The organism is Mesorhizobium sp. CNPSo 4670, assembly GCF_057784235.1.
Genome location: NZ_JBWJFQ010000025.1, coordinates 12,198 through 26,470 on the forward strand (window position 1 = coordinate 12,198; position 14,273 = coordinate 26,470).

The 14,273-nt window shown below is 64.5% G+C and carries 12 protein-coding genes; 7 read left to right on the forward strand and 5 right to left on the reverse strand.

Annotated elements, in window-relative coordinates; all coding sequences use genetic code 11:
- Window positions 1–5: 5 nt before the first annotated feature.
- Genes AC0ZT5_RS29980 through AC0ZT5_RS30000 form a run of 5 tightly spaced genes read right to left on the reverse strand, consistent with a single transcriptional unit; the run spans window position 6 to window position 6,619 of the window.
- Window positions 6–1,568 (reverse strand): indolepyruvate oxidoreductase subunit beta family protein, encoded by a 1,563-nt coding sequence (locus AC0ZT5_RS29980; protein WP_488499377.1) that lies wholly within the window; start codon window positions 1,566–1,568, stop codon window positions 6–8.
- A complete protein-coding gene (locus AC0ZT5_RS29985; RefSeq protein WP_488499378.1) occupies window positions 1,561–3,714 on the reverse strand; it encodes a thiamine pyrophosphate-dependent enzyme in 2,154 nt (717 codons plus the stop codon). Before AC0ZT5_RS29985 ends, AC0ZT5_RS29980 begins: the two co-directional genes overlap by 8 nt.
- 44 nt (window positions 3,715–3,758) lie before the next feature.
- On the reverse strand, window positions 3,759–4,241 hold the full coding sequence (locus tag AC0ZT5_RS29990; RefSeq protein ID WP_095082552.1) for a MarR family winged helix-turn-helix transcriptional regulator: 483 nt from the start codon (window positions 4,239–4,241) through the stop codon (window positions 3,759–3,761).
- Window positions 4,241–5,812 carry a phytoene desaturase family protein gene (locus tag AC0ZT5_RS29995; protein ID WP_488499379.1) on the reverse strand — a complete coding sequence of 524 codons (1,572 nt, stop codon included), beginning with the start codon at window positions 5,810–5,812 and terminating at the stop codon, window positions 4,241–4,243. Before AC0ZT5_RS29995 ends, AC0ZT5_RS29990 begins: the two co-directional genes overlap by 1 nt.
- A gap of 15 nt (window positions 5,813–5,827) precedes the next feature.
- On the reverse strand, window positions 5,828–6,619 hold the full coding sequence (locus AC0ZT5_RS30000; RefSeq protein WP_488499380.1) for a cyclase family protein: 792 nt from the start codon (window positions 6,617–6,619) through the stop codon (window positions 5,828–5,830).
- A 119-nt stretch (window positions 6,620–6,738) separates the two neighbouring features.
- Here AC0ZT5_RS30000 and AC0ZT5_RS30005 point away from each other — a divergent pair, with 119 nt between their 5' ends.
- From AC0ZT5_RS30005 to AC0ZT5_RS30035, 7 genes are all read left to right on the forward strand, one after another.
- Window positions 6,739–8,313 carry a phytoene desaturase family protein gene (locus AC0ZT5_RS30005; RefSeq protein ID WP_488499381.1) on the forward strand — a complete coding sequence of 525 codons (1,575 nt, stop codon included), beginning with the start codon at window positions 6,739–6,741 and terminating at the stop codon, window positions 8,311–8,313.
- A gap of 111 nt (window positions 8,314–8,424) precedes the next feature.
- Window positions 8,425–9,954 carry an ABC transporter substrate-binding protein gene (locus AC0ZT5_RS30010; RefSeq protein ID WP_488499382.1) on the forward strand — a complete coding sequence of 510 codons (1,530 nt, stop codon included), beginning with the start codon at window positions 8,425–8,427 and terminating at the stop codon, window positions 9,952–9,954.
- A gap of 89 nt (window positions 9,955–10,043) precedes the next feature.
- A complete protein-coding gene (locus AC0ZT5_RS30015) occupies window positions 10,044–11,051 on the forward strand; it encodes an ABC transporter permease (protein ID WP_488499383.1) in 1,008 nt (335 codons plus the stop codon).
- Entirely contained in the window at window positions 11,044–11,892 is an 849-nt protein-coding gene (locus AC0ZT5_RS30020; protein WP_488499384.1) for an ABC transporter permease, read from the forward strand. The genes AC0ZT5_RS30015 and AC0ZT5_RS30020 overlap by 8 nt, the downstream gene beginning before the upstream one ends.
- The gene (locus AC0ZT5_RS30025) at window positions 11,889–12,767 is read left to right on the forward strand and encodes an ABC transporter ATP-binding protein (protein ID WP_488499385.1); all 879 of its coding nucleotides are present in this window, start codon (window positions 11,889–11,891) and stop codon (window positions 12,765–12,767) included. Before AC0ZT5_RS30020 ends, AC0ZT5_RS30025 begins: the two co-directional genes overlap by 4 nt.
- Window positions 12,760–13,593: an ATP-binding cassette domain-containing protein gene (locus AC0ZT5_RS30030; RefSeq protein ID WP_488499386.1), complete on the forward strand. Its 834-nt coding sequence runs from the start codon at window positions 12,760–12,762 to the stop codon at window positions 13,591–13,593. Before AC0ZT5_RS30025 ends, AC0ZT5_RS30030 begins: the two co-directional genes overlap by 8 nt.
- A 79-nt stretch (window positions 13,594–13,672) precedes the next feature.
- Window positions 13,673–14,272: a VOC family protein gene (locus AC0ZT5_RS30035; RefSeq protein WP_488499387.1), complete on the forward strand. Its 600-nt coding sequence runs from the start codon at window positions 13,673–13,675 to the stop codon at window positions 14,270–14,272.
- The last annotated feature ends 1 nt before the right edge of the window (window position 14,273 follow it).

Here is a 14,273-nt window from a genome sequence, read left to right on the forward strand (position 1 = left end):
TCGCTTCAGAGCGTCGCCACGGTCTTCAGCGCGCCATCAAGCATGTCACCCTTCTCGTCCTTCAACGCCATCTCGCGCAGGCGGCGAATCCAGTCGGCGGCGTCCGGGCGACCCTTGACCAGATCGAGCGCCGACAGCACCCGGTCGAATTTCGACTGGGCGCGGAGATGGGTGTCGCTGTAGCCCTTGATCAGCCGGCGGCAGTTGAGGATTTCGACGGCCAACGCGTAGTCCACCGGCACGTAGCCGAGTGCCAGCGCGTACCAGCGTTCGAGATGCGCAGTCTCCACCTGGTGACGCAGCAGGCTGCGGCGCCAGCGGCGCAAGCCGCCGATGAACCAGAGCGCGGCAAAGCCGGCGAAACTATCGGTGCGGATGCGGCGGCCATGGTTGATGCGGCGGGCGAGAAAGCCGGCGAGCTTCGGCCGGCTCTCGATGTAGCTGCCAAGCCTAGCCGGCAAGGTACCGCAGAATTCCTCGGTGCGCGGATGGAAATATTCGGTCACCAGCAGGATCGAACCGTCCTTGACGCCGACCTCGCGGCGCACCCGCCGGTCGCGCGTCGAGCGCGTCTTGAGATCGGCGACACGGATCATGTCGTCGTAGCACATGGCGTTTGCCAGATGCTTTGCGGCAGCGACCGACAATTCATATCCGCGATCCGGCCCGTCCAGCGCGATGGCCTTCTCCAGCCTGTCGAGATATTCGCGCCCGTAGGCGATGTCCTGATAGTCGACGACCTTTCTCAGGCCCCTGAGCGCCATGTCGCGCACCGCCTCGGGCATCACATCGACGCGGGCGGCCAAGGCCTGCCAGCCTAGCAGCAGGTTTTGCGGCCCGCTCACATGCCCTGCGCCCGGGGCGGATCCAACAATCGCCGGCTCAGCCGGCTTTTGCGCGGGTGCCGCCGTGCCGCGCGCACGGTCAAAAGCGGCGCCGAAGGCGGCGAGGCTGGCCTTCGCGCCGCGACCGCCAGCGCTGATCGCCTGCTCGTAGCTTCCGCGCGTGAACGGCAGCGCGTCGGACCCGGCCAGCGCGCCAAGCAGGCTGGCCGAGATCATCGAGCCGTTGTCGGCGGCGATCTTCTCCATGTCGAAAGCGATGAAACGCTTCGAGGCGGCTTCCGCCGTCGCATGCACTTTCGAGGAGGACGCACGGCCGTCGCCCGGTTCGATCTTTTCCGAGACGGCGGCGATGCGGTGCGACGACGCGATCAGCGTCGTGCGCTCAGGCGTGACGAAGCCGCGGATGATGGCGCGGCCGGCCTCCATCAGTTCCGCCGCGATCAGGATGTCGACGTCGCCTTGCGAGGGCGACAGCGCGAAGACCGGCAGCCGGCCGGTGTCGCGGGCCATCTCCACATAGTAGATGGTGGCGCCGGTGCGCTGGGCGACGCCGGCGACCGAGGTCGATTGCGCAACGTAGCCATTGCGCTCGGCGACGTCGGTGATCCAGTCGGCCAGCACGCCGCCCCCCTGGCCGCCGACCGCCAGCACGGCGAGCTTGATGACGCGCTCGTCGTCGTGAGCGCCGGCTCGGGGGCGAAAAGGCGGGACAGCGTCAAGCATCGGCGAAGGTCAGGCGCCGGCTTTCGCGGCGGCGCTGCAATAGGCTGATGGTGGCGCGCCGCGCCGCTTCGAGCAAGCGGTCCCAGCGGCCCGGATTGTGCACGACATCGGCGCGATAGAAGGATGGGCAGAGCACCGCCGCATCGGCGACCTCGCCGCAATTGCCGCAACCGACGCAGCTCTGGTCGATATGGGCCACCGGATCGTCGCGCAGCGGGTCGTCGAGCGACTTGACCGACAGCGACGGGCAACCGGACAGTCGCATGCAGGCATGGTCACCGGTGCAGATGTCCTCGTCGATGCCGAACTTCGGCTTCACCACGCGCTCGCCACCCTTGATCGCCTTGTCGACAAGGGGCTTTTCGCGGCGCTGCCGGTTGAGCATGCATTCGGACGAGGCGACGATAACCTTCGGCCCCTTCTCCTCCGTCGTCAGCGCCTCGCGCAGCGTGTCCTGCATTTTGGTCACGTCGTAGGTGCGGTCGATGTGGCGCAGCCATTTGACACCCATGCCTTTCACCGCTTCGGTGATCGGATGCTTCGTCGACTTGGTCTTGTTGCCCGCGCGCGACGACAGAATATCCTGCCCTCCAGTGGCGGCGGAGTAAAAATTGTCGACGATGACGATGACGCCATCATTCTTGTTGAACACGGCATTGCCGATCGAGGAGGTCAGGCCGTTGTGCCAGAAGCCGCCATCGCCGACGAAGGAGATCGAGCGGCGCTTGGCGTCTGGCGAATTGAAGGCCGAGGCCGAGGCCGGCCCCAGCCCGTAGCCCATGGTGGTGGCGCCGAGCTCGAAAGGCGGCATGATCGAGAACAGGTGGCAGCCGATGTCGGAAGCGATGTGGTGCTTGCCGAGTTCCTGCTCGACCAGCTTGGTGGCGGCAAAGATCGGCCGTTCCGGGCAGCCGATGCAGAAGCCCGGCGGACGGCCCGGCACGACGTTGATCAGGTCGGCGGTATCCACGCCGTCGCCGACCTTGTTGGGCGCGCGCACCTCGCCCGGCAACAGATGCGGCGCCTCGGCGCGCAGGAAGGCGCCGATGCCGTCGAGCATGACCTGGCCGGTGTATTCACCAGCCATCGGCAGATGCTCCTTGCCGACCAGCCTGGTGCCGCGCCCGGCCTTGTGCAGCATCGCCGCAAAGGCCTGCTCGATGTAGTTGGGCTGGCCTTCCTCGACGACCAGCACGGACTGCTTGCCCTCGCAGAAGGACAGAAACTCATCGTCGATCAACGGATAGACGGCATTGAGCACGTAAAGCGGCACGTCGGTATCGCCATAGGTGTCGGCCAGGCCGAGCCGCTGCAGCGCGCGGATGACCGAATTGTACATGCCGCCCTGCATGACGATGCCGACCGAGCCGTGATCCGAGCCGAACATCTCGTTGATCTTGTTCTTGCGGATGAAATCCACCGCTGCCGGCCAGCGCTTCTGCACCTTCTCCTTCTCGTGCAGGAAGGAGGCGGGCGGCAACACGATGCGGCCGGTGTCGCGGCGCGGAGCGTCGAGCGCATCGGCCACCGTCATCGGCGGCCGCTTGTTGTCCTTGGCGATGAAATGGCCATGGACATGGCAGCAGCGGATGCGGACCTGCAGCATGACCGGCGTGTTGGAAATCTCCGACAGCTCGAAGCCGTCCTCCACCGCCTTGACGATCGACGGCAGATTGGGGCGCGGGTCGAGCAGCCAGACCTGGCTCTTCATGGCAAAGGCATGGCTGCGCTCCTGCATGATCGAGGAGCCCTCGCCGTAGTCCTCGCCGACAATGATCAGCGCACCGCCGGTGACGCCGCCGGACGCCAGATTGGCGAGCGCATCGGAGGCGACATTGGTGCCGACGGTCGACTTGAAGGTCGCCGCCCCGCGGATCGGGTAATGCACCGATGCGGCCAGCATGGCGGTGGCGGTGGCTTCCGAAGCGCTGGCTTCGAAATGCACGCCGAGCTCGCCCAGAATGTCCTGCGCGTCGGCCAGCACGTCCATCAGGTGGCTGATCGGCGCGCCCTGATAGCCGCCGACATAGCCGACGCCGCATTGCAGCAGCGCCTTGGTAATGGCGAGAATGCCTTCGCCGGCAAATTCCTCACCGGCGCCGAGCCGCAGCTTTTCGACTTCCTTGGCAAAAGACCGTTCGGCCATTTCTTTCTCCCTTCCGTTACCGCCAGCGCTGGCGGCGCGTAGGTCTAGATGTCGTGCTTGCGAATGTTTTTGAGCATCTTCAAAAGTGTGGCGATGAGCGCGGAATATTCGGCGTCGTCGATATCGTTGAACATCGCCTCGAACGCGTCATGCATGGCCGGCCAGGCGCGGGTGAACTCGGCGCGGCCATCGTCGGTCAGGAACACATGGCGGATGCGGCTGTCGGTGACACCCTGCTCGCGCCGCACCAGGCCCTGGCCCTCCAGCGTGTCGAGCGTCCGGCTCAAGGTCGACTGCTCGATCACCGTATAGACCGAGAGGTCGTTGACGGTGATGCCGTCGGTGACCGACAGCACGGCCAGCGTGCGGACCTGCGGAATGGTCAGCCCCTGTTTGCGGAAATCGTCGCGCAAAGTGGCGTTGTAGCGGCCCATGATGCGGTTCATCAGATACGGCGCGAATTGCTGCAGGCCGATCTGCCCCAAGGTGGAAATGCGCTGGCGCTTTTCCGCCACCTTCTGTTCCATCACAGCCTCCCCGCCAGGAGAAAGCCGGAGCCGCCGCCGAGGCCCGCACCCGGATGGGTCGAGGCGCCGATATGGTGGAGGCCCTTGATGCCGGTCTGGTGGTTGCGGCTGGTCTTGAACGGCCGCCACAGGAACGACTGGTCGATGGTCGACGAGCCGCCATAAGGGTCGCCGCCAACCAGATTGATGTTCATCGCTTCGAGATCGGCCGGCGAATAAGCGCGGCGCGCGATGACGCTGTCCTTGAAGCCGTCGATATGGCTGGCGAGGATGACCTCGACGCGGTCGGCATAAGCTTCGCGCAGCGCCTCGGTCCATTGGCCATCGGCCGGTGTCCCCAGCTTGCCGGCGGCATCGCCCTTGATGTAGCGCGGCGCCTCGGGCAGTTGCAGCCACAGGATCGCCTTACCCGGCGGGCAGCGCGAGGGATCGAGCGCATGCGGCTGGCCCGCGCAAATGGTCGGAACCTCTGGTAGCATGCCGCGCGCCGCCTCGTTGCAGGCTTTCGACACGCCATCCAGTCCCGGCGTCAGGTGCAGCAACGCGACCTTGTCCAGACCTTCGCCGCGCCATGCCGGCGGTCTGTCCAGGGCGTAGTGGATCTGGAAATTGCCTTTGCCGTAACGGTATTTTCGCGTCGCCTCGGCATCGCCCCTTGGAGCATCGGCGCCGAGCAGCCGGCCGTAGAGTTGCGTCGGCGTGACGGAGCAAATGACGCTCTTCTTCGCATTGACCGTTTCGCCCGAAGCCAGCCGCACGCCGGTGGCCCGGCCTCCAGCCAGGATGATGGCGGCAACGTCCGCTTCGGTGGCGATGACGCCACCACGCTCGATGATGAGCGCCTCGAAGGCTGACAGCAGGTTCTTCGCCCCGCCCTTGACGATCGGCGCGCCGGCCGCCTCCAGCGCAAAGGCGATGACCTTGGCGATCTGGCCGGAGAAGGCATCTTCAGGTCCGAGTCCTGCATGCAGCACCCAGGGCGCCCACAGCGCGCGGATGGTTTCGGACTGGTAGGTGCTTTCGAGCCAGCTGCGCGCCGGCACCAGCGCTTCGCCGAGAAAGGCGGCAAGGCCGCGCGGGCCGCGCCGCCAGCCGTCACCGGCCAAAAGCTTCGCCGTCGGATAGGACCACAGGCTGCCCCCGAGCAGGCCGAACAACAGACCGGCATTGCGTTCGATGCCACCGACATCGTCTGCATGACGGTCGCCATCGCCGGCTGCGATGGCATTGAGCGCCGCGATGTTGGCGGCTCGATCGGTGCTGAGCACGGCATGGCTGCCGTCCGGCCGCAGGACGCCGGTCGGCGTGCCGGTGTGGCAGAACTCCAGCCCGTGCCGGGCAAGGTCGGCGCCCAGCGCTGCAAAGGCCGGTGAGGTGATGAACAGCACGAAGGTCGTTGCCATCACGTCATGGACGAAGCCGGGCGCGGTGATCTCCTCGGTGCGCATGCAGCCGCCGATGCGGTCATTGCGCTCGAGGACGAGCACCTTCGCCCCCTTGCCGCCAAGCATCGCCGCGCAGACCAACGCGTTGATGCCGCTGCCGACGATGATGTGATCCGGCGGACTCACGTCAAACGCTTTCGCTTAGCCCTTCGGAACAAGCGCCAGCGCGCGGATCGGGCTGCCGGTGCCATGTTCGATCTTGAGCGGGGCCGCGATCAGGATCGCACCCTTCGGCGGCAACTGATCGAGGTTGCAGAGGCTGGCAAGCCCATAACGGTTGGCCTTGTGTATCAGCGTATGCGCCGGGAATGGCGGCTCCATGCCACCGGCCTTGCCGGCGTCAGTGCCGATCGTCTCGCTGCCCCAGCCCTTGATGTCCTTGCTGATCAGGAACTGGATGGTTTCCGCCGTCGGACCCGGCGTATGTGGGCCGGTCTCGTTGGCGTTGAGGAACTCGGCTTCGGAGCCGTTGCGCTTGTACCAGTCGGTACGCATCACCACCCATTCACCGGCATTGATGGCGCCATGCTTGGCTTCCCATGCCTTGACGTGGTCGACTGTGAGCAGGAAATCGTGGTCGGCGGCGGCTTCCTTCGAGCAGTCGATGACATTGACAGGGCCGACGAAGTTCTGTGCCGGAATGGTGTCGGTGGCGCCGTCTGGATAATCCTTGCCGGTGATCCAATGCTGCGGTGCGTCGAAATGCGTGCCCGAATGTTCACCGAGCTTCAGCCAATTCCACGCCCACCACGGGCCGTTCTTGTCATACCGGGAGATGCTATGGATTTCGACCTTCGGCGTGTCGACGGCGAGCTCCGGCGGCAGCTTGATCAACGGCGTATCGGGTCCGAGCGGCGCCGACAGGTCGACCACCTTGATGGCGCCTGAAAGAAGCTGGCCGGCGACTTCGCCGAGGAGTTTTTGGGTGTCCATGGTCTGTGTTCCCTCTTTCGTGATGATGATCAAGGCTCGTCTCGGCCCTTAATATCCTACTAGACGAAAACATATGCATCTGCAATTATCTTTAAGCATAAAGGAAATGGGACCGGGGCGTGAGCGAGTTCGACGCCATCTTTGTCGGGGCGGGCCACAACAGTCTGGCATGCGCCGCGCATTTGGCGCTCAAAGGCTGGAAAACCGGGATTTTCGAGCGCAGTGCAACAATCGGCGGCGCCGTCCAGACCCGCGAATTCACCCTTCCGGGTTTCCGCCACGATTTCGGCGCGATGAATCTGAGCTTGTTTGCCGGCTCGGCGTTCCACCGGAAATATGCAAATGAATTGAACCGGAAAGGACTGGAGTTCGCACCGGCCGGCGACTGTTTCGCAAGTGCCTTCCAGGACGGACGCTGGTTCGGCGTCAGCAGCGACCTGGAAAAGACCGCGGCGCGCATGGCTGCCTTTTCAGCCGCCGATGCCGCGACATGGCGCAGGCTGGTTGCCGCCTTTCCCGCAGAGGCCGAACACCTGTTCCGGCTTCTGGGATCGCCGATGACCGCTCGCGCCCTGGCCGGCACGGCATGGAACCTGTGGCGCAAGAAGGGTATGTCCGGCGCGCTCGATACCGGCCGGCTGTTGCTGTCGTCTCCTCGCGCGTGGCTGGAGGAAAATTTCGAGTCAGCCCATGTGCGGGCGACGCTCGCCACCTGGGGCATGCATCTCGACTTCGCGCCCGACATCGCCGGCGGTGCGGTGTTCCCCTATCTGGAATCGATGGCCAACCAGAGTTTCGGCATGGTGCTGGGCAAGGGCGGGGCAGATACCATCATCCGGGCCCTGTCGGGCATGGTGATGTCTGCAGGCGGCAAGGTCGTCACCGGTGCCGAGGTGGCCGAGATCACGGTTTCCGCCGGCAAGGCGACCGGCGTGCGGCTCGCGTCCGGCGAGACGCATACCGCGACCAAGGCAGTCATCGCCTGCGTGGCGCCAAGCGCGCTGACCGGCAAGCTGCTGTCCAATGGTTCGGGTGACGCCGGCTTCGACACGGCGATGAAAAAGTTTCGCCACGCACCCGGCACGATGATGATCCATCTGGCGCTCGACGACCTGCCGGACTGGCGCGCCGGCGCCGAGTTGCGGCAGTTTGCCTATGTGCATCTGTCTCCCTCGCTCGACGCCATGTCGCGCACCTATCAGCAGGCGATGGCAGGCATGCTGCCGGACGAGCCTGTGCTGGTCGTCGGCCAGCCGACGGCGATCGACCCGACACGAGCACCCGCAGGCAAACACGTGCTGTGGGTGCAGGTGCGCATGCTGCCCGCCGAAATCCTCGGCGATGCGGCCGGCAAGATCGCGCCCGCGCATTGGGACCAGGTCAAGGAAGTCTACGCCGAGCGCGTTCTCGACATCATCGAGAGCTACGCACCCGGCCTGCGCAACAAGATCCTCGGCCCGGCGGTGTTTTCGCCCATCGATCTAGAGCGCGAGAATCCGAACCTCGTCGGCGGCGACCAGGTCTGCGGCAGCCACCATCTGGCGCAGAATTTCCTGTTTCGACCGGCGCGCGGTTTTGCCGGCTGGAACACGCCAATCGGCAATCTGCATCTCACGGGAGCCGCGACATGGCCGGGCGCCGGCACCGGTGCGGCCTCAGGCTACATGCTCGCGCAACAACTTGGCGGGAGGTAGGAGCCCTGGGATTTTCCGGGTGAAGTAGGGCAAGGCGCTGCTGCCCAAAGAGCCTGAACCGATGAACTGAGATTGCCGCGCAAAGACAATAAACCAACAAGGGGAACGACCATGACAATCAACAGACGCGAATTGCTCGGATACAGTGCCGCGGCACTCGGTGCGGCCGCCATCGGCCTGCCACAGATGGCCAAGGCGGCCGCCGGCGAACTGACCATCGCCTATAACGTCAACCTGCCGTCCTGGGATCCGACCACCGGACCATCGGCCGTCAACCCGACGATCCAGGGTCTCTACCAGTCGGTGTTCGACCAGTTCATCCCGCAAAAGCCGGACCTCTCCTTTGCGCCGGGCCTGCTCACCGAATGGGGCTGGAACGACGACCGCACGAAGATCATGATGACGGTGCGCGAAGGCGTCACCTGGCATGACGGCTCGCCGTTCACCGCCGAGGACGTGGTCTGGTCGCTGCAGCGGGCTGGTGACGAAAAGACCGGCAACCCGATCCAGTTCGTCTGGAAGAACGTCAACAACTTCAAGATCGACGGCAACAAGATCACCGGCGACGTCGTGCAGTTCGACCCGGTGTATTTCAAATGGATGTCGTTCCTGACCGGCTACATCATGCCCAAGGCCTATTACGAGAAAGTCGGTGCGGAAGGCTTTGAGAAGGCGCCGATCGGCACCGGCCCCTACATGGTGGAAAAATTCGAACGGAACGCCTTCCTGCGGCTGAAGGCCAGTCCGCACTACTGGGGCGGCAAGCCGGCCTTCGAGAATGTGACGATCAAGTTTGTTGCCGATGCCGCGAGCCGCGTCGCCGAAATCGAGTCCGGCTCCTCGCAGGTGACGCTCGAAATCCCTTATGAGGAGTATGACCGGCTGATCGCCAAGGACGGGCTCGCCGGCACCTGCAAGAACGTCTCCGACATCGGCATGATCTTCTTCAATGACATCGAAGCGATGCTGGACAAGAACGTCCGCCAGGCAGCCGTCATGTCGATCGACAAGAAGCTGCTGGTCGACCGCCTGCTGCGCGGCTACGGCCAGCCGATCGACACGCTTGAGACGCCGGAATACACGGCCTACGACGCGTCGATCAAGGTCGAGCACAATCCGGAAAAAGCCAAGGAATTGCTCGCCGCCTCCGGCTATTCGCCGGAAAAGCCGGTCAAGTTCACCATACAGACGACCAAGGGCTTCAAGCCCAAGGACTACGAGATGATCCAGGCGATCGTCGGCATGTGGCGCAAGGTCGGCATCGAGGCGACGATCGAGGTCTACGAGATCGCCAAGCACTACGAACTGCGCGCCGCCGACAAGCTGGCGCCGGCCGCCTTCTACAATTGGGGCAATGCCATCGGCGATCCGACCACCTCGACCGGCTTTGCCATGTATGGCCCGAGCCCGCATTCGGTGTGGGACAGCCAGGACCTGATCGACATGATCAACCCGCTGTGGGGCGAGAAGGACGAGGCCAAGCGCATTGCCGGCTGGAAGGCGGTCGACAAATACATCGCCGAGCAGGCCTACGTGCTGCCGCTGATGCAGTATGCGCAGCCGATCGTGCATGCCAAGGGTGTCAACGTGGTCCAGCATGTCTCCGGCGCGTTGCTGCCGGCCCTGATGACCCCGGCCTGATAGCGGCCTGGGATTGCCGCGCGCCGTCCATCGAGACGGCGCGCATTTCTATCCGGCATACGAGCCAGCGGGCTCCTGCAAAGATTTACATGCTTCTGCAAAGATTCCTGATCCGTCTTTTGACGATGCTGGTGACGCTGTTCGGCGTGGCCGTCGTCGTCTTTGTCGTGATCCGCGTTGCTCCGGGCGATCCGATCGCGATGATGCTGCCGCCCGGCGCCACGGAAGCCGACATCGCCCGGTTGCGCGCGCTCTACGGGCTCGACAAGACCATCGTGCAGCAATTCTTCATCTGGCTGTCCGGCGTTGTCAGGGGCGATTTCGGCACCTCGATCTCGCTGCGGCAGGATGTGCTGGGTCTTGTCTTCAACCGGCTGCCGGCGACGCTGGAGCTTGCCATCGTTGCCCTTGCGATGGCGGTGGCGATCGGCGGCACGACCGCGATCCTCGGTGCGCGCGAACGCGGCACGGCGGTCGAGGCCGGCATCGACATCGCCAGCGGTGCAGCACTTTCCATTCCAGACTTCCTGTGGGGCCTGGTGCTGATCCTGCTGTTCGGCGTGCTGGTGCCGATCTTCGACATTTCCGGCCGGGTGTCGCCGCAGCTCGACCTGCCCTTCGTCACCCAGTTTTATCTTGCCGAGAGCATCATTCGGCTGCGCTTCGATCTCACCTGGGATCTCCTCAAACACATGCTGATGCCGGCGGTTGCGCTGGCACTGCCGCTGGCGGCGATCATCTCGCAGCTGTTGAAACAGTCGCTGAAGGAAGTGCTCGACCTCGACTATGTCGTGCTGGCGCGGGTCAAAGGGTTTTCGGAAACGCAGGTCATCCTGCGCGAAGCGCTGAAGAACGCCGCCCTGCCAACGCTGACCCTGATCGGCGTACAGTTCACCTTCCTGATCGGCGGCACGGTCATCGTCGAGCGGTTGTTCTCCTATGAAGGCCTCGGCAATATGGCGATCGATGCCGTCATCAATCGCGATCTGCCGCTGATCCAAGGCATCGTGCTGGTCTTTGCGCTGCTGTTCGTATTGATCAACCTCACCGTCGACATGATGTATGCGCTGCTCAATCCGAGGCTGCGCCATGGATGAGGCGCGCGCTCCGAGGCGTGGCGTATCCCCCCGCTTGTGGCTGGCCGGCGGCTGGCTGCTGCTGGCGCTGCTGGCCGCAATCTTCGCGCCGCTGATCGCGCCGCAGGATCCGCTGGCGCAGGACCTGATGCTGGAGCGGCTGCCGCCGTTCTGGATGAGCGGCGCCGAGCCCGGCTATTGGCTCGGCACCGACAGCCTCGGCCGCGATCTGTTGTCGCGGCTGATCTTCGGCGGTCGAATCGCCTTTATTGTCGCCTTCGCGGCAGCCATCGCAGCGTGCCTGGTCGGCTCGACGCTCGGGTTGATATCAGGCTATTTCGGCGGCTGGGCCGACCGCATCATCTCGCGCATCGTCGACGTCTGGATGGCCTTCCCGCCGGTGCTGTTCGCCATCCTTCTGGTCGCCGTGCTCGGCACCGGGCTCAGCTCCGTCATCATCGCCATCGCCGTCATCGACTGGACCCGTTTCTGCCGGGTGATCCGGGCCGAGACCATGGGCCAGTCGCGCATGGACTTTGTCGAGAATGCCCGCATTGCCGGCTATGGCCGCATCGGCATCATGCTGCGTGAAGTGTTGCCCAATGTGGTGCCGTCGATCGTGGCGCTGCTGTCGTTGGAAATGGGCATCGCCGTCATCGTCGAGGCGATCCTGTCCTTCGTCAATCTGTCGATCTCGACCGACGATCCGACCTGGGGCGGTATCATCGCCGAGGGCCGGATTTCCATCCACCAGGCCTGGTGGGTGCTGGTGTTTCCGCTGATCACGCTGATCCTGACGGTGCTGTCGTTCAGCCAGTTCGGCGAGGCGTTGAAGACGCGTTTCGACCCGGTGCTGCGATGAGCGCTTGTCTCGACATCAGGGACTTAAGCGCCGTGCTGCCGAACGGCCAGCGCGTGCTGCGCTCGGTGTCGCTTTCCGTGCAACCGGGCGAGGTCCGCGCGCTGGTTGGCGAGAGCGGCGCCGGCAAGACGATGATCGGCAAAGCGGTGCTTGGCGTCTTGCCGTCGAGCGTGCGCATTGTCGAGGGAGATATGCTGCTTGAGGGCGAAGACCTCGGCAGGCTGCAGCCAAAGGCAAGGCGCACGCTGATCGGCGCACGCACGGCGCTGATCCCGCAGGATCCGCTGACCGCGCTCAACCCGTCACGCCGCATCGGTTCGCAGATGACCGACCGGCTGGTGCGGATCCTGGGCTGGAGCGGTGAGAGGGCCGATGCCCGAATTCGCCAGTTGCTCGACGAGGTGCAGATCCGCGACCCCGATCGCGTGCTGAAGAGCTACCCGCACGAGCTTTCCGGCGGCATGCGCCAGCGCGTGCTGATCGCCGCCGCCTTCGCCGCCGAACCACGGCTGATCGTCGCCGACGAGCCCACGACCGCACTCGATGTCACGGTGCAGAAACAGATCCTGCGGCTGATCGTGCAGTTGCAACGCGAGCACGGCACTGCGATCCTGTTCGTTACCCACGATCTCGGCGTCGTCGCCAAGATCAGCCAGAAGGTCTCGGTGCTCTATGCCGGCAAGGTGGTGGAGGAGGCCGAGACTGCAGCTCTCTTCGCCAGCCCACAGCACCCCTATACGCTGGCGCTGATGGCTGCCACGCCGCGCTACACCGACCCCTTCGCCTCGCTGAGGCCGGTGGACGAGGCGGTCCTGGCCGGGCTTGCCGCGGAGATCACCGCCGCCGACCAGACCTGGAGGCGGCCCCATGGCTGAGCCGCTGTTCAAGGTGCGCGGGCTGAAGGTCGCGCTGCCCGACATGACACGGAAGCCGCTGATCGGCCGCGCGCCGCTGGCTGAGATCCTGAAAGGCCTGGACTTCGACCTGCCCAGGGGCTCGGTGACCGGCATCGTCGGCGAATCCGGATCGGGCAAGTCGACCCTCGGCCGCGCCCTGGTGCGCCTCTTGGAACCCAGCGCCGGCAGCATCAGCTTCGAGGGCCGTGACATCACGCATCTGCCGGAGCCGGAACTCAGGCCACTGCGCCGCAACCTGCAGATGATCTTCCAGGATCCGATGTCGTCGCTCAACCCGCGCCGCACCATTGCCAGCATCATCGCTGCGCCGCTGAAGCAGAATGGCCTTGGCGACAATCTGAAGGCCCGCGTCGCCGAGGCCTTGCTGCGCGTCGGCCTGCCGCAAAGCTTCGCCAGCCGCTATCGCCACGAACTGTCGGGCGGCCAGCGCCAGCGCGTCGGTATTGCGCGCGCGTTGGCGCTGGCGCCGAAATTCGTGCTGGCCGACGAGATTGTCTCCGGCCTCGACGTGTCGACCCAGGCGCAGATCCTCACCCTTCTGGAGAAGCTTGCGGCCGAGATGGGCCTGACCGTCGCCTTCATCAGCCACGATCTGTCTGTCATTCGGAGGCTATGCCGGCAAGTGATCGTCATGCGCGAAGGTGTGATCGTTGAAGCGAGCGCCACCGACGCCTTGTTCGAACATCCGCAGCAAAGCTACACGCGCGACCTGATAGCAGCCATTCCGCTGCCCGAAATCGATGCCGGCTGGCTGGACATTTCTTCCGCCGCCAAGGCGACATGAATCCATACGCACGCCGAAAAGCGGGCCTCGGACGTGCGACGGGCAAATGACCAGGCCCCGCCCATGGAGGAGGACTGATATGAAGACGATACTTCGAAACGCCGCGCTCACCGCCGCTATCCTTGGCAGCGCCGGCATTGCCACCGCCAGTTCGATCCCCGGCATGCGCGGCCACGATCACACCGGCATCACGGTTCCCGACATGAAACAGGCGGTCGACTTCTTCACCGAGGTGGTCGGCTGCAAGAAGGCTATGTCGTTCGGTCCGTTCGCCGACGACAAGGGCACCTTCATGCAGGATGTGCTGGGCGTCGACAAGAAGGCGGTGATCGAGCAGATTACCACGGTTCGCTGCGGCACCGGATCGAACATCGAACTGTTCAAATACACCGCGCCCGACCAGAAGGATCTGACACCGAAGAACAGCGACATAGGCGGCTTCCACATCGCCTTCTATGTCGATGACGTCGCCGCCGCCAAAGCCTATCTCGACGCCAAGGGCGTCAAGACGCGCATGGGGCCGATACCGGTTTCCGAAGGGCCGGCCGCCGGCCAGACCATTCTCTATTTCCAGGCGCCGTGGGGTCTGCAACTAGAAGCGATCAGCTACCCCTCGGGGATGGCTTACGAGAAAGGCGCCGAGACCGTGCTGTGGAGCCCGAAGAACCCGGAAAAATAAT

What these genes read in the sequence shown, in the direction of transcription:
- AC0ZT5_RS30025 (WP_488499385.1), top strand. Translation starts at nt 11,889, where the DNA reads ATGAGCGCTTGTCTCGACATCAGGGACTTAAGCGCCGTGCTGCCGAAC.
- AC0ZT5_RS30020 (WP_488499384.1), top strand. Translation starts at nt 11,044, where the DNA reads ATGGATGAGGCGCGCGCTCCGAGGCGTGGCGTATCCCCCCGCTTGTGG.
- AC0ZT5_RS30010 (WP_488499382.1), top strand. Translation starts at nt 8,425, where the DNA reads ATGACAATCAACAGACGCGAATTGCTCGGATACAGTGCCGCGGCACTC.
- AC0ZT5_RS29985 (WP_488499378.1), bottom strand. Translation starts at nt 3,714, where the DNA reads ATGGCCGAACGGTCTTTTGCCAAGGAAGTCGAAAAGCTGCGGCTCGGC.
- AC0ZT5_RS30035 (WP_488499387.1), top strand. Translation starts at nt 13,673, where the DNA reads ATGAAGACGATACTTCGAAACGCCGCGCTCACCGCCGCTATCCTTGGC.
- AC0ZT5_RS30030 (WP_488499386.1), top strand. Translation starts at nt 12,760, where the DNA reads ATGGCTGAGCCGCTGTTCAAGGTGCGCGGGCTGAAGGTCGCGCTGCCC.
- AC0ZT5_RS30000 (WP_488499380.1), bottom strand. Translation starts at nt 6,619, where the DNA reads ATGGACACCCAAAAACTCCTCGGCGAAGTCGCCGGCCAGCTTCTTTCA.
- AC0ZT5_RS30015 (WP_488499383.1), top strand. Translation starts at nt 10,044, where the DNA reads ATGCTTCTGCAAAGATTCCTGATCCGTCTTTTGACGATGCTGGTGACG.
- AC0ZT5_RS29990 (WP_095082552.1), bottom strand. Translation starts at nt 4,241, where the DNA reads ATGGAACAGAAGGTGGCGGAAAAGCGCCAGCGCATTTCCACCTTGGGG.
- AC0ZT5_RS29980 (WP_488499377.1), bottom strand. Translation starts at nt 1,568, where the DNA reads ATGCTTGACGCTGTCCCGCCTTTTCGCCCCCGAGCCGGCGCTCACGAC.